The 21,362-nt window shown below is 42.7% G+C and carries 19 protein-coding genes; 5 read left to right on the forward strand and 14 right to left on the reverse strand.

Going from position 1 to position 21,362, the window contains the following annotated elements:
- Window positions 1–137: 137 nt before the first annotated feature.
- From AAEY75_RS04750 to sdhC, 4 genes are all read right to left on the reverse strand, one after another.
- Entirely contained in the window at window positions 138–848 is a 711-nt protein-coding gene (locus AAEY75_RS04750; protein ID WP_055123743.1) for a succinate dehydrogenase iron-sulfur subunit, read from the reverse strand.
- A gap of 212 nt (window positions 849–1,060) precedes the next feature.
- Entirely contained in the window at window positions 1,061–2,911 is a 1,851-nt protein-coding gene (sdhA, locus tag AAEY75_RS04755) for a succinate dehydrogenase flavoprotein subunit (RefSeq protein WP_352258765.1), read from the reverse strand.
- A gap of 352 nt (window positions 2,912–3,263) precedes the next feature.
- Window positions 3,264–3,650, reverse strand: coding sequence for a succinate dehydrogenase, hydrophobic membrane anchor protein (gene sdhD, locus AAEY75_RS04760; RefSeq protein WP_227686587.1), 387 nt, complete (start codon window positions 3,648–3,650; stop codon window positions 3,264–3,266).
- 20 nt (window positions 3,651–3,670) lie between these two features.
- The gene (gene sdhC / locus AAEY75_RS04765) at window positions 3,671–4,057 is read right to left on the reverse strand and encodes a succinate dehydrogenase, cytochrome b556 subunit (protein WP_110922035.1); all 387 of its coding nucleotides are present in this window, start codon (window positions 4,055–4,057) and stop codon (window positions 3,671–3,673) included.
- A 1,069-nt stretch (window positions 4,058–5,126) separates the two neighbouring features.
- Between sdhC and gltA the strand changes: the two genes are divergently transcribed.
- Entirely contained in the window at window positions 5,127–6,407 is a 1,281-nt protein-coding gene (gene gltA, locus AAEY75_RS04770; protein WP_197215553.1) for a citrate synthase, read from the forward strand.
- A gap of 86 nt (window positions 6,408–6,493) precedes the next feature.
- Here the strand turns inward: gltA and AAEY75_RS04775 are convergent, their stop codons facing one another.
- Both AAEY75_RS04775 and AAEY75_RS04780 read right to left on the reverse strand, forming a co-directional pair.
- On the reverse strand, window positions 6,494–7,462 hold the full coding sequence (locus AAEY75_RS04775) for a hypothetical protein (protein WP_227681255.1): 969 nt from the start codon (window positions 7,460–7,462) through the stop codon (window positions 6,494–6,496).
- A gap of 265 nt (window positions 7,463–7,727) precedes the next feature.
- Window positions 7,728–8,261, reverse strand: a complete 534-nt coding sequence (locus AAEY75_RS04780; RefSeq protein ID WP_227681277.1) for a type IV secretion protein Rhs — start codon at window positions 8,259–8,261, stop codon at window positions 7,728–7,730.
- A gap of 430 nt (window positions 8,262–8,691) precedes the next feature.
- Between AAEY75_RS04780 and AAEY75_RS04785 the strand changes: the two genes are divergently transcribed.
- Entirely contained in the window at window positions 8,692–9,981 is a 1,290-nt protein-coding gene (locus AAEY75_RS04785) for a replication-associated recombination protein A (RefSeq protein ID WP_352258768.1), read from the forward strand.
- A gap of 328 nt (window positions 9,982–10,309) precedes the next feature.
- A complete protein-coding gene (ribBA, locus tag AAEY75_RS04790; RefSeq protein ID WP_352258770.1) occupies window positions 10,310–11,422 on the forward strand; it encodes a bifunctional 3,4-dihydroxy-2-butanone-4-phosphate synthase/GTP cyclohydrolase II in 1,113 nt (370 codons plus the stop codon).
- A 137-nt stretch (window positions 11,423–11,559) separates the two neighbouring features.
- On the opposite strand, the gene AAEY75_RS04795 is transcribed toward ribBA, so the two are convergent.
- From AAEY75_RS04795 to AAEY75_RS04820, 6 genes are all read right to left on the reverse strand, one after another.
- Window positions 11,560–12,051 (reverse strand): acyl-CoA thioesterase, encoded by a 492-nt coding sequence (locus AAEY75_RS04795; RefSeq protein ID WP_197215549.1) that lies wholly within the window; start codon window positions 12,049–12,051, stop codon window positions 11,560–11,562.
- Window positions 12,052–12,112: 61 nt separating this feature from the next.
- Window positions 12,113–13,054: a hypothetical protein gene (locus tag AAEY75_RS04800; RefSeq protein WP_352258772.1), complete on the reverse strand. Its 942-nt coding sequence runs from the start codon at window positions 13,052–13,054 to the stop codon at window positions 12,113–12,115.
- 56 nt (window positions 13,055–13,110) lie between these two features.
- Entirely contained in the window at window positions 13,111–14,064 is a 954-nt protein-coding gene (locus tag AAEY75_RS04805) for a uroporphyrinogen-III synthase (RefSeq protein ID WP_352258774.1), read from the reverse strand.
- Between the two features lie 97 nt (window positions 14,065–14,161).
- Window positions 14,162–15,196: a hydroxymethylbilane synthase gene (hemC, locus tag AAEY75_RS04810; protein WP_352258776.1), complete on the reverse strand. Its 1,035-nt coding sequence runs from the start codon at window positions 15,194–15,196 to the stop codon at window positions 14,162–14,164.
- A 266-nt stretch (window positions 15,197–15,462) separates the two neighbouring features.
- Window positions 15,463–16,200 (reverse strand): LytR/AlgR family response regulator transcription factor, encoded by a 738-nt coding sequence (locus AAEY75_RS04815; RefSeq protein WP_110922044.1) that lies wholly within the window; start codon window positions 16,198–16,200, stop codon window positions 15,463–15,465.
- 328 nt (window positions 16,201–16,528) lie between these two features.
- Window positions 16,529–17,602: a histidine kinase gene (locus AAEY75_RS04820; RefSeq protein WP_352258778.1), complete on the reverse strand. Its 1,074-nt coding sequence runs from the start codon at window positions 17,600–17,602 to the stop codon at window positions 16,529–16,531.
- A gap of 179 nt (window positions 17,603–17,781) precedes the next feature.
- Between AAEY75_RS04820 and argH the strand changes: the two genes are divergently transcribed.
- Window positions 17,782–19,155 carry an argininosuccinate lyase gene (argH, locus tag AAEY75_RS04825; RefSeq protein WP_352259002.1) on the forward strand — a complete coding sequence of 458 codons (1,374 nt, stop codon included), beginning with the start codon at window positions 17,782–17,784 and terminating at the stop codon, window positions 19,153–19,155.
- Between the two features lie 140 nt (window positions 19,156–19,295).
- Window positions 19,296–19,586: an oxidative damage protection protein gene (locus AAEY75_RS04830; protein ID WP_110922046.1), complete on the forward strand. Its 291-nt coding sequence runs from the start codon at window positions 19,296–19,298 to the stop codon at window positions 19,584–19,586.
- A gap of 89 nt (window positions 19,587–19,675) precedes the next feature.
- Here the strand turns inward: AAEY75_RS04830 and phoU are convergent, their stop codons facing one another.
- The gene (phoU, locus tag AAEY75_RS04835; protein ID WP_352258780.1) at window positions 19,676–20,470 is read right to left on the reverse strand and encodes a phosphate signaling complex protein PhoU; all 795 of its coding nucleotides are present in this window, start codon (window positions 20,468–20,470) and stop codon (window positions 19,676–19,678) included.
- A gap of 118 nt (window positions 20,471–20,588) precedes the next feature.
- Complete coding sequence (gene pstB, locus AAEY75_RS04840) at window positions 20,589–21,347, reverse strand: phosphate ABC transporter ATP-binding protein PstB (protein WP_227687412.1); 759 nt, start codon at window positions 21,345–21,347, stop codon at window positions 20,589–20,591.
- Window positions 21,348–21,362: the final 15 nt, after the last annotated feature.

Here is a 21,362-nt window from a genome sequence, read left to right on the forward strand (position 1 = left end):
CCTCATCGCTACAGCTTATTTGCATCTAAAGAAAAAGCCAAACTCTCTCAGAGTCTAAATCATAAAAAACACCACCTAATATATTAGGTGGTGTTTTTCGTATTATATCTGCAAAAAAACCATGCAATTATAAACGATTAACCTGCTTGGTCAATCAACATATTACGCAGATGACCAATTGCTTTGGTTGGATTTAGGCCTTTTGGACAAACTGACACACAGTTCATGATACCGCGGCAGCGGAACAAGCTAAATGGATCATCTAGACGAGCCAAACGTGCTTGAGTATCACCATCACGGCTATCAGCAACAAAGCGATAAGCATGTAGTAATGCTGATGGACCTAGGAACTTATCAGGGTTCCACCAGAATGATGGGCAGCTGGTTGAACAGCAAGCACATAGGATACATTCGTACAAACCATTCAGTTTTTCACGCTGTTCAGGCGATTGCAGACGCTCTGTTGGCGGTGCTGGTTGGTCATTGATTAAGTACGGATGTACTTTTTCATATTGCTCGTAGAATTGGTTCATATCGACGACCAAATCACGAACAACTGGAAGACCAGGCAACGGACGTACCGTTACTTTTTCTGGCAAAGTATTCATGTTGATTAGACATGCTAGACCATTTTTGCCGTTGATGTTCATGCCATCAGAGCCACAGATGCCTTCACGGCAAGAGCGACGGAAGGTCAGTGTTTCATCTTCCTTTTTTAGGCGTAATAACACGTCAAGCAACATACGATCTGAGTCTAACAACTCAATGGTATACGTTTGCATGCGTGGCGCTGCGTCCAGATCAGGATCGTAGCGATAGATTTCGATGGTGCGAGTACCTCGGCTCATAATGCTAAACTCCACACGTAGGTGATGGCGGGCATACAAAGATTGCAACAGGATGACGCTAACTATTAATCTGTACTGATAAACGATATCAAATACCGATTAATAGTGTGCTAGCGCTGGCAAGTGCATGTAGCTGGCGGTCACCTTTTTAATAAATTAATAAAGGATAAAACATTAACGCTGCTGCTGTATATCAGGCGCAACATCTAAGACTAATAGACGCGAACTTTTGGCTCGATATAATCAACTGTCAATGGAACTTTGCGAACTGGCTTATAAATAATTTTATTGCCTTCAGAATACCATAAGGTATGCTTCATCCAGTTTTTGTCATCGCGGCCATTTGGTGCATGCTCATCATCTTCTGGACGATCATAATCAGACACACTATGGGCACCACGGCTTTCATGGCGCATAGCCGCTGATATCATTGTCGCTTTGGCCACTTCGTACAAGTTGGCAACTTCAAAAGCTTCGATACGTGCAGTATTAAAGACTTGTGATTTATCAGCCAAATGAATTTGGTCGATTTTGTCGCCTAGCGCTAAAATTTTCTCAACGCCTTCGTCCATCATTGCTTGAGTACGGAATACACTGGCATGTAATTGCATGGTGCTGCGAATCTCGTCAGCCACTTCTTGAGCATTGTACCCTTCAGTAGACTGTTGCAGCTTGTCCAAACGACGCATAGTGTAATCAAGTACACGAGGATCAAGTGGCTTGTAATTATGGTCAGCATGATGGAATTCATCAACGATATGCTTACCAGCAGCACGGCCAAATACCAATAGATCAAGTAGTGAGTTCGTACCTAGACGATTGGCACCATGAACACTCACACAAGCACATTCGCCGATGGCATAAAGACCTTTAACGACCTTGCCTTGTGTGTATTGACCTTCTTCGTCCGTACCTGCTTCTAAATCAGGTGTCACCACTTGACCATGAATAGTGGTTGGAATACCGCCCATCATATAATGAATGGTTGGGATAACTGGAATAGGCTCTTTAGTGATATCTACGTTGGCAAAGTTTTTACCAATCTCAAATACTGATGGTAGACGCTTCATAATGGTTTCAACACCTAGATGCGTCATATCCATTACGATATGGTCAGCATTAGGACCACAACCACGGCCTTCTTTGATTTCTTGGTCCATAGAGCGTGATACGAGATCACGTGGTGCCAAGTCTTTTACGGTTGGCGCGTAACGCTCCATGAATGCTTCGCCATCTTTGTTACGTAAGATAGCGCCCTCTCCACGGCAACCTTCGGTCAATAGTACGCCTGCACCATGAACGCCCGTTGGGTGGAACTGCCAGAACTCCATGTCTTGTAATGGAATACCTGCACGTACCGCCATACCAATACCGTCACCAGTATTGATATAAGCATTGGTGGAAGCCGCAAAGATACGGCCTGCACCACCTGTCGCTAGGACAGTAATCGGCGACTGGAATACGGCAATAGTACCGGTTTCTTGCTCAAGTGCGATGACGCCGTTGATGTTGCCAGCTTCATCTTTAATCAAATCAAGTGCAATCCACTCGATGAAGAACTCAGTACCTTGCTCAAGGTTTTTCTGATATAGCGTATGTAGCAGTGCGTGACCTGTACGGTCAGCAGCAGCACAAGCACGTTGAACGGCTTTTTCGCCATAGTTAGAGGTATGACCACCAAACGGACGCTGATAAATCGTGCCATCTTCGTTACGGTCAAACGGCATGCCCATGTGCTCAAGCTCATAGACGACTTTTGGCGCTTCACGGCACATATATTCGATAGCGTCTTGATCACCTAACCAATCTGACCCTTTAACGGTGTCATAAAAGTGAAAGTGCCAGTTATCGTTACTCATGTTACCCAAGCTTGCACCGATACCGCCCTGAGCCGCAACCGTGTGCGAACGCGTTGGGAATACTTTGGTAAGAACTGCAACCTTCATACCTGCTTCAGCCAAATGTAGTGAAGCACGCATACCTGAGCCGCCACCACCGACGATGACTGCATCGTAGTTTAGGGTCTTAATATTACTAATGGTATTATCTTGTCTAGTTGCCATTACGGTTTTCCTAATGCCTGTTAATGCTTAGAATTAAATAAAAAAGCTGTATCAAGCGTCATCTCATTGCAGGGCCAAATGTCATATTTATTCGGCCATTGAACACAATTATTTAAGACGGTGACGCGAACAACCTTTAACCACTTAATTTGCATATCTATCGTTATATTGGGCTAATTTCGTTTACTTTCAATTTGACTCAGTTATCTTTAAATGACTGCTCAAGTCAGAAATTGCCCAATGCTATGACTATTATCGGCTATAACGGACGGCTTTGGAGTCATTCAGCAGCCAATAATGCTGCTGAGTGCATCCGTTATTATTTATAGATAGTAAAGGTATAAATTATTGGTTAAACAGCAACAACACTGAAGCCACTACCCCAAAAAATCATGATACCCCAAAATAGAAATACTAAAATAGCGATAATCATCAATGACTGTAGGACTAAACGTAAACCTGCTGCGCTTGAGCCTAGTTTGCCAGTAGTAATATAGTCAGTAAAGACTGTCCACATTCCAACCCAAGCATGACCTGCTAGCGCAAGTACTGCTACTAAGCTAAACAAGCGCATAGGCAGGCTAGTCATAAATGATGACCACTCAAGATAAGTGACGTCGCCATGGGTCAAAAAGAAACCCAGCAACACCACACTATAAACGGCTAAAACAACAGCGCTGATACGCTGGATAATCCAATCACGTGAGCCTGAGCCGGTCAGACCAGTAGCACTTTTTATTCCTGAATCGTTTTTAATCATTAGAACATCACCCATACAAATGACGCGACAATTAGAATCGCTGCGATCACAAAACTGACCTTAGAAGCGGCACGTCCAGATTTTAGCTCTTCGTTCATGCCCATATCAGCAAATAAGTGCTTGATGCCCATCACAAAGTGATAAGCGATCGCGGCAACAAATATCCATGCCAAAAAGCGCACGAGTACGTTGTCAAATACGGTTGCAAAACTCTCAGGCGATGCCAAAGAATTCTGTAACAACCACAACATGACAGGAATAAGTAAGAATAAAATAATGCCAGATATACGATGCAAAATTGAGGCAATTGCAATCGGTGAGCGATTAACGCTAATCACTTGGCTTAAAGGCAGATCAATAGGTCGGTTGCTTTTCACAGCGGGCATCCTTTTTGCGGTTATACTCCTGTATCTGCTATCCACGCTTTGTATAAATGCTATACAGCAGCGACGAGCAACACATGAGACGAATAAAGTAAGGAAGGGCTAGCTGACGTAGTTTAATTTGCGCTAAAGTTAAAAGGCGAATATGTCTTATACGATCATTATAGACGGTCGAACCTGACTCGTTGAACTGATACACCCTTTTATTAACGAGCCTTCTACTTAAGTTATGACAATAAGTACGAAGCATGGGATCAATCGATTAACTATTCTATTTTTACTGATTCCCATTAACAAAAAAAGATAACGCCATTGTGTCATCTCTATACGATCAATTTATTAAGGTAAACTTCACTGTTGGCTATCTAAAAATAGAACAGTTAACAAGAATATTCAAACGATAAGCTAGGTTTTGGTCTATAAACTGGTCGTCCAATCGTAACAAAATATGAGTAAAGCAAAGCTTCACTGATTATTCCATTAAGATGATCGCTCAATATGCGCAAAGCTAGTGCCAGTTAAATCCCTCTAATTATAAAATGACTGGGCGCTAATTACAAATTTATCCCCTAAATATTGGTTATTAGAGATTAATTAACAAAAAGCTGGCTATTTGCAATATTAATTCATTAGTATTACCCACCCCTAACGAACCATAAATCTAAACCAAATGGTCGTTTGTTCATACTCTGTCTGTTTTATAGTTAATATGACTAAACCGTTAAACTTATAATATTGCTAAAAACACTTTAATATTATAATGTTAATGATAATCATTACTTTCTATAAAGAAGCGGTTTAAAAGACAAATAGCTTACCAGACATATTTTGATACAAAAATTACAGTGAATAAACACGTCAAAACCATACTAATTGGCAGTGTTGACAGTAAAAGTCTTTTCAAATCATAGGGAATTGCTGCTAATATACTCTGCGTATTAAACGAGTTAGATGTATTTTGAGCATTTGACTGATGATGGTGCAAGGGTATGTGCCTGTAATAATCGACGACGCGAGGGTATGCGTCTGCAATAATTTTATTCTAACAAGCTAAAACAATGGAGAGCAATTTATGGCTGACACTAATGCCAAATTAACCGTAAATGGTAAAGAGTACGAATTTCCTATCATCGAAGGTACTTTAGGGCGCCCAGTTATCGATATTGCTGCTCTACAAGACTCAGGCTTTTGGTCTTATGACCCTGGTTTTAAAGTAACAGCCCCTGTGGAATCAAAGATTACTTATATTGATGGTGGCAAAGGCGAGTTATTACACCGCGGCTACCCTATCGATCAGTTAGCAAACAACGCTGAATACTTAGAAGTTGCTTATGCACTGATTCATGGTGACCTACCAAACGCTGAGCAAAAAGCAGACTTCTTTGAAAAAATCCGTAAACATACGGGTGTTCATGACCAATTACGTAAGTTCTTTGAAGGTTTCCGCCGTGACGCGCATCCGATGGCCATTATGGTCGGTGTCGTTGGTGCGTTATCAGCGTTCTATCATGAAAATCTAGACGTCAGTAACGAAGACCATCGTGAAATCACTGCTATCCGTTTGATTGCTAAAATGCCAACGCTTGCTGCAATGAGTTATAAATACTCACAAGGCGAACCGTTCATGTATCCGCGTAATGACTTTAACTACGCAGAAAACTTCTTGTACATGATGTTTGCGACGCCTGCTGATGTTGATTATAAAACCAACGACGTCATCACTCGCGCAATGGACAAAATCTTTACTTTGCATGCTGACCATGAGCAAAACGCTTCAACGTCTACTGTACGTTTGGCTGGCTCTACTGGTGCAAACCCTTATGCGTGTATCGCTGCTGGTATCGCCGCCCTTTGGGGTCCATCACATGGCGGCGCGAACGAAGCTGTTCTTGAGATGCTAGACGAAATCGGTTCAGTTGAAAACGTACCTGCATTCATGGAAAAAGTGAAGAGCCGTGAAGTGAAGCTAATGGGCTTTGGTCACCGTGTTTACAAAAACTTTGACCCACGCGCACAAGTAATGAAAGAAACTTGTGACGAAGTACTTGCTGCACTTGGCATCAACGATCCTAAGCTTGAATTGGCAATGGCGCTTGAAAAGATTGCTTTAGAAGACCCGTTCTTCGTTGAGCGTAACCTGTATCCAAACGTTGATTTTTACTCTGGTATTATCTTAAAAGCCATCGGTATCCCAACGTCAATGTTTACCGTAATCTTTGCATTGGCTCGTACTTCAGGTTGGATCAGCCATTGGTTAGAGATGCACAGCGCACCGTTCAAAATCGGTCGTCCACGTCAGTTATACACTGGCGAGTCGCATCGCGATTTTGTTAAAGTTGAAGATCGTAAATAAGTAGCAATAATCTTTGCTCAATAAAAAATCCCGCCATTGTGCGGGATTTTTTATTGCTTAGAAATTGTCTTAATTGCTGAAAACATTTATTTAAACGATTCTAATGTCTGCTCGTACTTGGCAATCTGTTCATCGTATCCTTCAATTGTCTCGTTAAACTTAGACATGAGCGACTCAAACTCTTTTTGTTGATCAATTTTCATCTGTTGCATATCAATGACTTGCTGGGCTTCTATTTGCTCCCAAACTTGATGTTGGATTATCAACCGTGCCAGCGCTGGACTCTTGGCACTGACTCTCCCAGCAATTTCTGCGCTTTCAAACAATTGTGGTGCCAACGTCGCTATATTAATTAAAGTATTGATATCTTCTGCATTAAGCGGAGACGTCACAGGTTGGTAAAGGGCATCCATCGCTTGTTGATAGCTGTCAATGATTTGATCTTCGGTCATCATAGTAGGTTTACGTGGCTCAAGACTGATACGTTTTAAGACAGTTAAATCTCGCTCACCTACTTCTGTACTGGTATTGATATCAGCCGTAGCATCAACATCGCTATCTACAGCGGTAGTATCTACCGAATTAGTAGGTACGGTGGCTGAAGACGTAAGATCAGCTACATTTTTATCACTACTATCAATGATATCGTTAGTATTATCGGTCTTGATATTAGTATTGAGTAGCGAGTCTGCATTTTCTGAGGTATCAGCAACTTCCAGTGATTCATACTCTGCTTGTAAGCGGCGTTGTAACCCTTGCATCTGTGTGACGTAAATGGGCTGGAACTGCTTTATACGAGCAGCGGCCGCATCGCTTTGTGCCATTGGCTCACTGTCTTGAGCGTTTTCTGGATCACTGGTCTGACTGGCGTCGACTACATCTGACTGCTGCTGACAACCTGTCAATAAAATTATGCCGGTCAGTGTTGCTGCTAGCAGTGTTGGGGACGAGCGCCGTGGCTGAACACTCTCATTAAGAGAATTATCATAAGCCGAACGGTTATTCGCTTTATGGCTGGCACTCAGAGCGAGCTTTACTGGCAAAAATTTAAACATGAGTGTAAATATCCTTGTTAAAGCACAAATATTAAAAGCTATAGTTATCGTAGCAATCCTTTGCTAATTTACTTTTCTCAGAGTTATCGTGACCTTGTAAAGCATAAAGCATGCTTTATACTAATTCTTATCATATAGTCATTCCACCATAAAAGTATCACTGCTTTAACCCTTCTTGAAGTATTACACATACATCTATACTCGGTTGCCTTGTACTACTTTTAAATTGGATCAGCTATAGTCACTATTTATCTCTATAAGAAAATTAAATTATAAACGAGCTATCTGTATTTTTTGTTTCGTCGATAGAGCTTGTGACCAAAAATGGAATACAGGCTTCCAAAGCTTGGCAGTCTTGCCCGCGCCGATGACGAATAAAGTAATCCTGTACCATGCGTGCTTGCTGCTCTATACCATACTTAAAAAAGGGTTTCCCTACCTCAATCACATAATCATAACGACGATCGATAACTGCACCACGCACGACCTTTAAACCTTGCTGCAACTGCCAGACATGGGTCAGCTCATGTATCAACCAGCTTTGCTTGCCTAAAGGAGCGTCGCTAAAATCTGTAATCCAATCTGCAGGATTAAAGTAAATATTGCCATTAGGGCTAACGGCATAATTTTTTAGCACCCACCAAGCAGTCTTAAGCTGAACGCCATCAAGGTCAATGCTGTCACCGAATACTGAACGTGCTAGCGTCACCTCGCTCACAGTGAGTAAGCGTGATTTTTGCTGTGCGCTGCGATATAAACATCGATTCAACAAACGCTTAAATATCGATTGAGACTTCATCACTGTAATACCCTATGCTTGATAGACAACTTCTAATAAATTATGCTTGGTTAATCATGCATATTGATACTGCTCATCAATATGACTGAACCGTTAATAGGGATAAAGTCTGAAAACCAAAGTAGCTGGGACATAAGCGATACACTTAGCGAGCTTTCATTAACATAAGATTGCGTTAGCCTGTCGTGTAGACACATAGCAAATATAGTCGATTCAATTAGCCTTTTTTTATTGCTAATATCTAATTTTCATTTAAGCTCTGATATTCGTCAATGCGAAAATCATGCCAAGCAGGTAGAAAGGTTTAGCTTCGATAAAAATGATAAATATAGCGTGGTGTGTAGCGGTTTAGATGCACCCATAAAAATTTATCCACCATTGCTGTGACAGACAAATTGATCGCCGTTTAAATTGATAATAGAGAAGCCCTATGCCACCTAGTTTTCATGCTGATACTCCGCTTGCTCAGCGTATGCGCCCAAGCACACTTAATGCCATTATCGGTCAAGAGCATTTACTGGCAGCAGGTGCACCTCTGCGGAGGTTAGTAGAACAAGGGCACCTGCCATCGATTATTTTGCATGGGGAAGCAGGTATCGGCAAAACAACCATTGCTATGCTACTGGCTGATGCGGTTAATCGACCCTTTCACGCACTCTCTGCATTGAATACTGGAGTCAAACAGTTACGCGAAGTATTAGACAATAAGGACTCACTGGTATTCGAGTCGCCTGTGGTGTTCATCGATGAGATTCACCGATTTAATAAGGCACAGCAAGATGCACTACTGGGCGCGGTAGAGTCTGGCGATATCACTTTGATTGGTGCTACGACTGAAAACCCCTCATTTAGTGTCAACAATGCCCTACTCTCACGTTGCCAAGTGTATCGTCTAGAACCTCTGACACCAGAGCAAATCAGTGTGGTATTACAGCGAGCGCTGTCAGAAGACAACGTGCTAAAAGAACTGACCGTCGACTTGCAAGCAAAAGACACTATCAGCCAACTGGCACATGGTGATGCTAGAAAGGCGCTAAACTTATTAGAGCTTGCCATTCAAACGGCTGACGCTAAGCAATCACCGATTATCGTCGATGATGCATTGGTCGGTCGGGTAGCACAGACTGCACTGATCCGCTACGATAAAGATGGTGAGCAGCATTACGATATCGTCTCAGCAATGATAAAATCAGTGCGTGGCTCCGATCCTGATGCTGCACTATATTGGATGGCTCGGATGCTGGTAGGCGGCGAGCCTGCTGACTTCATTGCACGCCGTTTGGTCATTTTGGCCAGCGAAGATATCGGCAATGCCAACCCTAATGCCTTACTTCTTGCTGATGCAGCACTACGCAGTGTGCAATCCATTGGTATGCCTGAGGCACGTCTAATTTTAGGTCAAGTGGTGGTTTATCTGGCGACCAGTGCCAAAAGCAATAGCACGTATAAAGCGATCAATGCTGCGATGACGTTGGCAGAAAAAGATGCCTCCCCAGTGCCGCTACATCTACGCAATGGTGTGACCAAACTGATGCGCAGTCAGGGATACGGTCAAGGTTACGCCTACCCGCACGATTATCCCAACCATTATTATCCGCAGTCTTATTTACCAGAAAATTTAATCGGCACACGCTTTTATGAGTTTGCAGACAATCAACGAGAGCAGCATAGCAAACAATTTATGGACTGGCTAAAAACACAAGCAGCAAGTAATGACTAACCATGCATGACATGGCTCAGTTCATTATCTAATGTACGCTTTAATGCACAAATGATAGCGGTCATTGATAATACTTATGACTATTTTTGACATACTGAACGATATAGTGGGAAGATGACACAGCACATTGCGATGAAAAGCGTTAAAATGACCTCATAATGAACTATACAAGCCATTAAGTGCGTCACTTTTTATTGAATGACATTACTGATAGCGCGCTTTGCTTGACCGTAACAGCGCTTTGTATCATCTGCTGCTACAATAGGCAGATAATGCTCTATATTCCAAATCACACCTATCTATAAATAATAAAATATTGAGATTTACTATGAGTTTAAATACGATCCCTGAGATTATCGAAGACATTCGTGCTGGTAAAATGGTCGTCTTGATGGATGATGAAGACCGCGAAAACGAAGGTGATATCATCATGGCAGCGACCCATGTGCGCCCTGAAGATATTAACTTTATGATTACCCATGCGCGTGGCTTAGTCTGTTTGACTATCTCACAAGCTCGTGCGCATCAGCTGTCTTTACCACTGATGTCTGAGCGCAACGAAGCGAAATTCAGCACCAACTTTACCGTATCAATCGAAGCGGCTGAAGGCGTTACCACTGGTATTTCTGCTGCCGATCGCGCCCGTACTATTCAAGCGGCTGTTTCTGCTACTGCTAAAGCTGAAGATATTGTACAGCCTGGCCATATCTTTCCTATCATTGCGCAAGATGGTGGCGTATTGCATCGCGCTGGTCACACAGAAGCAGGTTGTGATTTATCACGCTTAGCAGGTCTTGAGCCAGCATCTGTGCTGGTCGAAATCATCAATGCTGATGGTACGATGGCACGTCGTGATGATCTAGAAATATTTGCTAAAGAGCATGATCTAAAAATAGGTACGATTGCTGATCTTATCAACTATCGTATTGCAAATGAGCAAACCGTAGAAGAAGTAGAATCATATCCTTTTGAAACTGAACATGGTACGTTCACTTTGCATCGCTTCCGTGAATTTGGTGCTGATGAGACTCATTTAGCATTAGTCAAAGGCGATGTCAGCGAAGGAATCAGCACAGTACGTGTTCATGGCTTCCATCCATTACGTGATTTATTTGCGGCTAAAAATGACATGACTGGCCGTAGTGGCTGGAGCGTACAAGCGGCATTAAAAGAAATTAGCGCCTCAGATCGCGGTGTATTGGTTTGGATTGGTAGTAACCAACCCGTTGATTTAGGGGATGCGTTAGATAAAGCTGCAGACAATGAATCGCAATCAACGCTCACTCAACAGCCGTATCGTAGCGTTGGTGTTGGCGCACAAATATTACGTCACTTAGGTGTCCGTGATATGCGTCTATTATCATCACCGATGAAGTTTTATGCGTTATCAGGTTTTGAATTAAACGTGGTCGATTTCGTTCAAGCACCACAACAAGACTAATATCTGTTGGTGTTATTGAGTCGAAAAGTTAAGCTTAAAAAAGGCACGCTACTCCAATGTTAGCGTGCCTTTTTTATGTTTGATGATTTTACTTACTCTTTCAACTCATTCACTTATATAGAATAATTCTTTGAGTTTTAGTACTCAGGCGTATGGCCAAATTTTGCCTCTAGTGCTAATAGCCGTTCACGCTCCTCGATTGTCCATGGTAATTTATCCTTTCCACTACTATCTAGACGCACCACAACTGCCTCAGCCGTCGCAACGACTGCCTGTTGTGCCGTACTGTAGTAACTGTATTCTATTACGATGCTGGTCCTACCCAAGCGCTGACAGCGCACACCTAGAAGTAACGTATCTGGATAAATCACAGGACGTAAATACTGACAGCTGGATTGCGCCAATACGGTGATCATGCTGCCATCAAACATCCCTAATGCCTGCAAATACCCAATACGTGCTGATTCAGCATAGCGATAATAAACGACATTGTTTAAATGATTAAAGGCATCCATTTCACCCCAATGAATGGGTTGATGATGAATCACTGGATAGTGAGACAATTCGTCAGGATTATGGTTTTCTGCGATAGTAGAGGCCAAATGTGATTCTTGGTTCAAACTGTCCATAATGTCATTTCTCTTATTCTTTGTATTAATAAATTTTTGGCATAATAGGGTCTGTTGAACATTAACGTTTTGGTTGATCCAAAATCTGTGTCGTTAACAACGGTGTTGGTTTTGGTGCATTAGCAATTAATCGATCTAACCAATCTATGACTTCTGGAATATTCGCAGGTGATGATTTAGTTTGCACATTGGTTTCGTTAACTGATTTTTTTGTACTTAGCGATTCTTGTTCGTCTGAATTTTTTGGCTCTGGGTTTTGAGGGACTAGACTCTGTAATTGCTTTCGTGCTTGCGTCAAATAGCTGATAAATTGATCTTGCTCACGCATATTACTGGCTTGATTTGCTAGATTCAATGTCATGATGACTTCATGAATCACGAGCTGTCTACGTGTTAGACCTGCATTGTTATCGGTGGTTTTCGTCGGAGTCGTTGTATTAGTCGCACGCTCATGACTGTGCAAAAAATCTTGAATGTTTTGGATGGCTAAGTTTTGTAGCTGCCAAGGACTGGGTTGCGAGCTTCTGGCTTGTAAACGCTCAATATCTTTCATCAAGCTTTGTTTAATAACGATGGTCAGCGCTGGTGCAATCTCATTACTACTTTGTGAAAGCTGCCAATGTAACCCTCTCAGCAACTCAATCGCTGCATTATCATTATTATCTACCAATAACCTATCAGCGGCTTGTATTTGAATACGTAATAAGTCTAGCTGGTTTTGAGCTTGACTGCTAACAGTGGCACTAGGCTTTGGTAACGTCTGTTGACTCATCGAAAATAAGCGATCATCCATCTCATTAAGACGACTGGCGATTTGCTCATTGCTTTGTAAGCGATCATTGACGTTATTTTGAAAACGCTGTTGACTGATATAGAGCCAAAACAACGCAGCGACCAGTAGCAAAATAACGAACCATTGCAGTCGCACCAACAACATATTTGCTTGCCGACGTTGTTGAACAGTCGAAGGTTCCTTAGGTAACGATTCAGAATTAATTGACATAAGGCAACGCCGTTATTGGTAGATTTAAATATAGTTAGAATAAAGAATGCAAAAAATTAATGTTTAGATCTGATCGCAGCGAGGATAGTTTCTGGCGCCAAGTCTTCCACACGCCAATAATATAGTTGCTGCTCTGCAACCATATTAGCTAAGCGCTCGCCTAGTACCACATACACAAAATCTGCTAGCTCAAGTGGTCGAAGAACTGTATCAGCAGCTGGTTCTAGGCCCTTCTCTGCCACAGCGCTAACGATGGTTTCCCAATGCTCAAAAGCAGCACCACTACTGACAACCACGATTGGCTTCGGCTGCTCTGATAACGCTATATCTTGCTTCGAACAAGATGTCAGAGAACCTTGTAGCCATTGCTGATACTGAGCCATTGCTTCTAGAGGCCTCTTACGCTCATACCAAGCAATGCTATCAACATGGACACCACGCGCCTGTAATGCATCAACCAATAATCGCCGACCACCAAGCCCACGCCATACCAGCAGCTTATCACCTGCCTGCAAACTCTCAATCTCAGGCATCGCCAACATACTTTCATTATTGGCAACTTCTGGCTGGCGCACCTGATACTCTAACTCATGAGCAAGGCTATTACTTAAGACCGCCGCCGTCGCCTCACCAACTGCAATGATATGGCTTGGTGCTTTTAAAGGTGCATCTACTTGATCATTTTCGTCATCTCGCACTTGATTCTCATGCTCCAGCATTTGCCAGACAGCTAGACCTGCAGCGGCCGCCGTTGGACTGACGATAACAAGTGCCTTATAAGCCCCTGCTAGCCACTGCTGCATCAACATAATGTCATCATCAGTCGTTGGGCGCGACTGTAGCGCCAACATTGGCATCTCAACCACACTCAACCCCGCCGCTTGTAAGTGCTGCGTCAGTGGTGCTGACCGCTCTACTGGGCGGGTATTGATGACGACTTGTGATAGCAACAGATGGGCATCCGTTGCCTGACCTTTATGCACAGATTTGGCGTAAATTGACGATGACATAGACGTACCATGACAAAAGACTAATAAAGTTGGCTTAACCACCCATCAACATCTACAGTGAGGCCGTTATGGCTAAGCTAATAAAGATACTGACGTGTTATTCAGGGTGATAAATCGCTGATAAGATATCACCAGCGCCATCGGCAAGTAGGAGCTTAGCAACATCAATACCAAGTTGATTGGCCTGTATTTCTTGCTCTTCTTGCGTACCGACTAATGTGACACGCTTTTCTGCTTTTAATAATTTGCTACCATCAGCTTGACCTACTCGGCCACGGAGCCACAACACATTACCATTGTCGTTATTACCGTTATCGCCATTGTCATCGTTATTGGCATCTGTCTCACTAGCCATCTGTAAAACAGCATAGGCTGCAATAGGCACTTGGCAACCACCCTCTAAATGACGGTTTAGCGCTCGCTCTGCGATAAGACGAATACGAGCTTTATCGTCATTAAGCGGTGCTAGTAGCTTTAATACTTCATCGTCACCTTCACGGCATTCAATTGCTAGCGCACCTTGTCCAACTGCAGGTAAGCAAGCATCAATCTCAAGCTCACCGCGTATACGCTCATCCAACTCAATGCGCTGCAAGCCACTGGTCGCTAAAATAATCGCATCATACTCGCCCGCGTCTAGCTTACCCAAACGAGTACCAACATTACCGCGCAAAGTCTTGATCTGTAAGTCTGAGCGATAGGCTTTGATCTGACACTGACGACGCAAGCTAGACGTTCCCACTACTGCGCCTTTTGGCAACTCATCAATACTATTATAAGTATTAGAGACAAAAGCATCCGTAGGTGAAGCACGTTTACAATAGACACCTAGCATCAACCCTTCAGGCAGCTGCATCGGCACATCCTTTAATGAATGGACTGCAATATCCGCTTGCTTGTCATACAACGCTTGCTCAAGCTCTTTGACAAATAATCCTTTGCCACCAATTTTGGCCAATGGTGTATCCAATATCTTGTCACCCTTAGTGACAATTTTGAGCAAGTTAATCGTTAATTCAGGATACATCTCTGATAGCCGAGCACGAATATGCTCAGCTTGCCATAGTGCTAAAGGACTCTGACGTGTGGCGATGTTTAAAGTGGTCAATGCAGGTTGCTGCGAATTGCTCATAAAGGGCCTCAATAAGTTCGGTATTATTATGTTGGTACTGTAATGTTGGGCTGTGCTGTCAGTGCTGCTCGTATCTGTACGGCATAATATCTTTGTAGTATGACACCCGTACTAAACAATGCGGAAACTTGCCTCAGAAAACGAGCGCTATACACCTGTTATAGTGAATACTGACGCAAAAAAATACCCCTATTTAAGCATAAATAAGGGTTTGATGATATGGGATGATTATTTCTCTATTAAAACAGCAAGTTACATATTTTAAGTTACATACTTTGAATTTTGTCACGTAGTGCGGGCAAGTGGCGACGACTAACGGCTAATGTCTCATCAATACCCTTGAAACGTATCTGATACTGCCCTGCATCTAATGTCTCTAAGTAGTCTAAAAAGCTAAGATTGATAATTGCGTTACGATGCACGCGAAACAGCCGATCTTCAAACTCTTGCTCAAGCTCTTTTAACGTTTCATCAATGAGTACAATGCCATCTTTATGGCGTACTTTGACATACTTCTGATCAGCCGTAAAATAGTAAATATCTTTAAGCTTAATAAGCTCTACGCCTCGGTGAGTACGAGCAGCGATATGTTCGCGTACTGGCCGTGCGGTGGGATCTTCTAGCTTACGAATTTCATTCAACTGAGCAGCATTTAGATTTTTAGCTTTATTCAGCGCTTCTACTAGTTCATCTTTATTAGCAGGCTTCAATAAGTAGCCAATCGCATTGGCTTTTAAAGCAGCAATTGCATAATGATCATAAGCCGTGACAAATATAATCGCTGGTGGGTGATCAAGTTGCGAAAGCTCTTGAGCACAGCGTACACCATCCATTTCAGGCATACGGATATCTAACAATATGATATCTGGCTGCTGCGTTTTAACAGCCATAATGGCTTCTTTACCTGTTGTTGCTTGAGCGACCACTTGATGACCTGACTCTTGTACAATTCGGACCAAACGCTCACGCGCTAGCGGTTCATCATCACAAACTACAATACGCATGCAAACTCCCATCCCTGGACAAACTTAATACTTTCAATAGACATTACAAACATACTATCACTCATTACCATTCGCTTAGCATAAAAATATTTAATAAAACCACAAATAAAAAATTCTATAATAACCGATAAATCAGGGCTAATAATAAATTTAATACGAGGCTATTTTTTGTATCTCGTTTTTCATGTTTATTTATTCACCATCAATAATAATGATTCTTAATCACTACTAAATACAAAGTAAAACAATAATATAGATATACGATGCAATATGTATGCCACGGTTATTTATTTATAAGAAAAATAAAAAATAAGTAATGAAAAAATCATCATAGACTGACGTCTTGTAGCGGATAGTCAATAACAGTAATAATTTGGGTGTTGGTCACTGTGCTTTTAATATCAGCACTTTGACCGAAATAGGAACGTAAACGCTCAGCTTGAACATAAAAACTCATGTTTTGGCGTAAATCATGATTAATGATTAAGGTTCTTTTGGGAAGGTCGACACCAATTACAATCATAACCTGATGCTGCTGCCACGTTACTTTAATATTGATACAAATAATTTCAGTGGTCATCTCAACCACATTTAGCAGCATTCGTTCCAATATACTCTGCAGGGTTAAGGCATTGATAACCATGTCATACATAACGTCTTCGTCAGGTAGATCCCATGTCACCTCAAGCTTATCTGCCAAACGGCTAGCTTCAATCGCCAAATAATGCTCACATAGAGCGATCTCTTCTTCGAAGCTAATCTCGCGCGCCCCATTAAAGCTAGCACGGAATAGTGCGGAAACGTTCTGTAGCAAGGCAGCAGCTCGTGGTGGGTTGGATTCGATAAGTGACACAAGCGTGTTAATGGTATTAAAGAAAAAATGCGGGGAAAGACGCGCTTTGATGATATCGTTTTGGGCACTCAACTTGTGCTCAAATGACTGCTTAAGCGCATTCATCTCACGATAGCGGCGTAAGAAATACAGCAAAAATATCAAGGCAAAACCACCGGCACTCACGGTATCAATTAATATATCTGGAATGAACGTCTGATGATTGTACTCGACCCAACCCATATTAATCATAATAAGACTGATTAGCGTCATTGAAATGGCATAGGTAGTCATTAGTATACTGACTACATATACCGTGACTTTAGGGATGCTCATACTTTTAAAGATATGGCGCAGATAGTCAATGATATACAGCGATGGCATGATGCTCAAAATATTTTGGAGCAACCTGCTCGAGAGTTGCATCAAAAAATCTGCCCAAGTGGCGATCTCGTAACGATGCGTCACCGTTACGAATATCGACCAAAAAAAGACATACAACAGCCACTGCCAAACTTTCATGACATCCATGAGCTTGGGCATAAAAAACTCTAAGCGCTCCGCTAGCAAGGCTACCTCATCCTTTGCTATACTCGAGTTCTTATTCTCTTGACTTGTCTTGTACCGATATGAACGCCAATTCTTCAAACCTTAGTAATCCCGAATCAAATGTAACTGCATCTGTCTCTGATTCTAGCACAGATGCCGCTACAACAAATAACAGCCCTACAAGCAGTCAGGGTCAGCAAATGTGGGGTGGTCGCTTTAGTGAAGCGACCGACAGCTTCGTTGCTGCCTTTACCGCATCTGTCGGCTTCGACCAACGTTTTGCGCGTCACGATATTCAGGGCTCAATCGCTCATGCGACGATGCTCAAAGAATGTGACATTCTAACTGCTGACGAAGTGGCCACTATCATCGATGGCCTGCAGCAAGTGTTGCGCGAGATTGAAGCCGGTGAGTTTAACTGGTCAATCGCGCTCGAAGACGTACACATGAACGTCGAATCACGTCTGACTGACATTATAGGTGCGGTTGGTAAAAAACTACATACTGGTCGTAGCCGTAACGATCAGGTAGCTACCGATATTCGTCTTTGGTTGCGTGAAGAGACGGATAACATCATCGCCCTATTGGTACGTTTGCAAAGTGGCTTGTTGGATTTGGCTGAGCAACATACCGATACCATCATGCCAGGCTTTACCCATTTGCAAACGGCACAGCCCGTCAGCTTTGGTCATCACGTGATGGCATGGTTTGAGATGTTGTATCGCGATACTGAACGTTTAGTCGATGCGCGCCGCCGTATCAATCAGATGCCACTTGGTAGTGCTGCTCTAGCTGGCACAACGTTCCCAATCGATCGTACGATTACTGCTGAACTGCTTGGTTTCGAAGGTATCTGCCAGAACTCCCTCGATGCAGTCTCAGACCGTGATTTTGCGATTGAATTTACCTCTGCCGCGTCTATCCTTATGATGCACATGTCACGCATGAGCGAAGAGATTATCCTGTGGATGTCAGCGCAATTTAACTTTGTGCAGATTCCAGATCGCTTCTGTACTGGCTCATCTATCATGCCGCAAAAGAAAAACCCTGATGTGCCTGAATTGGTACGCGGTAAAGCAGCACGTGTCTTTGGTCAGCTAATGACTCTGCTCAGCCTGATGAAGAGTCAGCCACTGGCCTATAACAAAGACAATCAAGAAGACAAAGAGCCACTCTTTGATTGCGTCGATACCCTTACCGGCTGTTTATTGGCTTTTGGTGATATGCTACCTAATATCACGCCTAATAAAGAAAACATGCGTGCTGCCACTATGAAAGGCTACGCGACCGCCACTGACCTTGCAGATTATCTGGTACGCCAAGGTGTTGCGTTCCGTGATGCCCATGAAGTGGTTGGTAATGCCGTTGCTTTGGGTATCAAAGAAGGCGTTGATTTGAGTGATTTATCATTGGCACAGCTACAGCAGTTTAGCGATGCTATCGGTGAAGATGTCTTTGATTATCTAACGCTAGAAGGCTCATTGGCCGCTCGTGACCATTTGGGTGGCACTGCACCGAATCAAGTGAAAAAGGCCGTAATCAATGGTCGGGCTCGTTTGAAAGCTTTTGCTTAAAAGCGACTTTATAACCAAGTAGTTTATTACTCTAATAATTGAAAAACACCCGCTACTTAAGCGGGTGTTTTTGTTACCATAAGCAGGTAACGTCATTTAAAATATATTTATAAAGACCCATACATAATAAGGAACGCCTTATGACTGAAACTTTTAATCCTCAAGCCAATACTGTATTTTGCCGTAAATATAAGCAAGATTTGCCAAAGATGCCACACCCGCCTTTTCCTAATAAAAAAGGTCAGGAGCTGCAAGAAACCGTCTCTGACAAAGCGTGGAAAGAATGGATCGAACATCAAACCATGCTGATCAACGAAAATCATTTAAGCATGATGGATCCTGCCGCCAAAAAGTTCTTAACCGAACAACGTGATAAGTTTTTGGATAATGAAGACTATGAACGTGCGCAAGGTTGGACACCTGAAAGCTAGCCTTTCCTCGCTTTCTGATAACCATCAAAAAACGCGCTATTTTATATAGCGCGTTTTTTTAGGCTCAAATACCAACTGAATAGTTTTTGCTAGTCTTCATCACTGTCTGACGCATCGAAATCAGAAGCTGCCATTGTGGCTGATGTTATATTGACTTGGCGCGCTGCCATACGGTCATTGGCTTCTTGTACGGCTTTTTCGACCATTGCATAATCAGAATGACGAACATCTTGACCACTACTATAGTTAATCACCAGCTCGGCGACATTTTGTGCATGATCGCCAATACGCTCAAGCGCGCGCAATACCCACATAATATTGATTACTTTTGAGACATGGCGTGAATCTTCCATAATATAGGTCATTAGTGCGCGAATAGCCGACTGGTATTCATCGTTGACCACATTGTCATTACGCATGACTTCAAACGCTTGCTCCGCATTCGACTGACTAAAGGCCTCTAACGCATTGTGTAGCATGAGGCGAACTTGATTACTTAGGTGCTGTACTTCTGAATAGCCGTACGACAATTTGCCTTGCGCGGCGATTTTATTTGCCATTTGGGCAATTTTTACAGCTTCATCACCAATACGTTCTAAATCAACCACACCTTTACTGATGGCCATGACCAAACGTAAATCACTGGCGGCGGGCTGGCGTTTTGCGACCAATAACAAAATATGCTCATCCAACTCTACTTCCATTCGATTTATCTCAAAATCTAGATCGATGACCTCTTGTGCCAACGTCTCATTTTTATCGATGAGCGCATGAATAGCTTGGGCCACTTGATCAGCGGCCCTATCACCCATGTATAGAAACAACCGAATGGCTTCGTCAAGATCTTGATCAAAACTTTTAGAGATATGCTTATCACTTTGCATAAGAGGTATTCCCTGAAATCCATATATTAGTAACGCGATGAGATTTTTAGGTTAAACGAATTGGCTCACGAAACACTATCAAACGTATCGAGCATTTTTCACTTATTGATGCTCAGTGTTAGCCATAACGACCTGTAATATAGTCTTCTGTCGCTTTCTGAGCAGGCTTAGTAAATACTTGATCCGTCTCACCCATCTCAATCATATCGCCCAAATACATATAGACGGTGTAATCAGATACACGCGCGGCTTGCTGCATATTATGAGTGACGATGGCGATCGTATAGTCTTTTTTAAGATCTTCAATCAAATCTTCGATAGCACCCGTCGAGATAGGATCAAGCGCGGATGTCGGCTCATCGAGCAATAACACTTCAGGCTTGGTCGCGACACTTCGGGCGATACATAAGCGTTGCTGCTGTCCGCCTGATAAAGACAATCCAGAAGCCTTTAGTTTGTCTTTTACTTCTGGCCATAATGCAGATTTTTTGAGTGCCCATTCCACGCGATTGTCTAGCTCAGCCTTGCTTAACTTCTCATAAAGGCGTACCCCAAAGGCGACATTGTCATAAATCGACATTGGGAATGGGGTTGGTTTTTGAAAGACCATGCCGACTTGGGCGCGTAGCAGATTCACATCGACGTCTTTACCCAAAATATTATTGCCATCAAGGTTGATACTACCTTCGGCACGCATACCTGGATATAGGTCATACATACGATTGAAGGTACGTAGTAGCGTGGACTTACCACAACCTGATGGACCGATAAAGGCGGTTACTTTTTTATCAGGGATATCGATATTGATGTTTTTCAGTGCTTGGAAATCACCATAATAAAAATTTAAATCACGAATCTGCATTTTTGCCGGCGGCATATTTTGCGGGAGATC

This window comes from Psychrobacter sp. TB55-MNA-CIBAN-0194 (assembly GCF_040309505.1).
Classification (GTDB): Bacteria; Pseudomonadota; Gammaproteobacteria; order Pseudomonadales; family Moraxellaceae; genus Psychrobacter; species Psychrobacter fozii.

Bases quoted from the DNA above. Each gene is read 5' to 3' on its own strand.
- AAEY75_RS04795 (WP_197215549.1), bottom strand. From the start codon at position 12,051: ATGGACAGTTTGAACCAAGAATCACATTTGGCCTCTACTATCGCAGAA.
- sdhC (WP_110922035.1), bottom strand. From the start codon at position 4,057: ATGCCCGCTGTGAAAAGCAACCGACCTATTGATCTGCCTTTAAGCCAA.
- AAEY75_RS04750 (WP_055123743.1), bottom strand. From the start codon at position 848: ATGAGCCGAGGTACTCGCACCATCGAAATCTATCGCTACGATCCTGAT.
- phoU (WP_352258780.1), bottom strand. From the start codon at position 20,470: ATGCAAAGTGATAAGCATATCTCTAAAAGTTTTGATCAAGATCTTGAC.
- AAEY75_RS04785 (WP_352258768.1), top strand. From the start codon at position 8,692: ATGCCACCTAGTTTTCATGCTGATACTCCGCTTGCTCAGCGTATGCGC.
- AAEY75_RS04800 (WP_352258772.1), bottom strand. From the start codon at position 13,054: ATGTCAATTAATTCTGAATCGTTACCTAAGGAACCTTCGACTGTTCAA.
- AAEY75_RS04775 (WP_227681255.1), bottom strand. From the start codon at position 7,462: ATGTTTAAATTTTTGCCAGTAAAGCTCGCTCTGAGTGCCAGCCATAAA.
- AAEY75_RS04830 (WP_110922046.1), top strand. From the start codon at position 19,296: ATGACTGAAACTTTTAATCCTCAAGCCAATACTGTATTTTGCCGTAAA.
- AAEY75_RS04805 (WP_352258774.1), bottom strand. From the start codon at position 14,064: ATGTCATCGTCAATTTACGCCAAATCTGTGCATAAAGGTCAGGCAACG.
- argH (WP_352259002.1), top strand. From the start codon at position 17,782: ATGTGGGGTGGTCGCTTTAGTGAAGCGACCGACAGCTTCGTTGCTGCC.
- ribBA (WP_352258770.1), top strand. From the start codon at position 10,310: ATGAGTTTAAATACGATCCCTGAGATTATCGAAGACATTCGTGCTGGT.
- AAEY75_RS04815 (WP_110922044.1), bottom strand. From the start codon at position 16,200: ATGCGTATTGTAGTTTGTGATGATGAACCGCTAGCGCGTGAGCGTTTG.
- pstB (WP_227687412.1), bottom strand. From the start codon at position 21,347: ATGCCGCCGGCAAAAATGCAGATTCGTGATTTAAATTTTTATTATGGT.
- sdhA (WP_352258765.1), bottom strand. From the start codon at position 2,911: ATGGCAACTAGACAAGATAATACCATTAGTAATATTAAGACCCTAAAC.
- AAEY75_RS04780 (WP_227681277.1), bottom strand. From the start codon at position 8,261: ATGAAGTCTCAATCGATATTTAAGCGTTTGTTGAATCGATGTTTATAT.
- hemC (WP_352258776.1), bottom strand. From the start codon at position 15,196: ATGAGCAATTCGCAGCAACCTGCATTGACCACTTTAAACATCGCCACA.
- gltA (WP_197215553.1), top strand. From the start codon at position 5,127: ATGGCTGACACTAATGCCAAATTAACCGTAAATGGTAAAGAGTACGAA.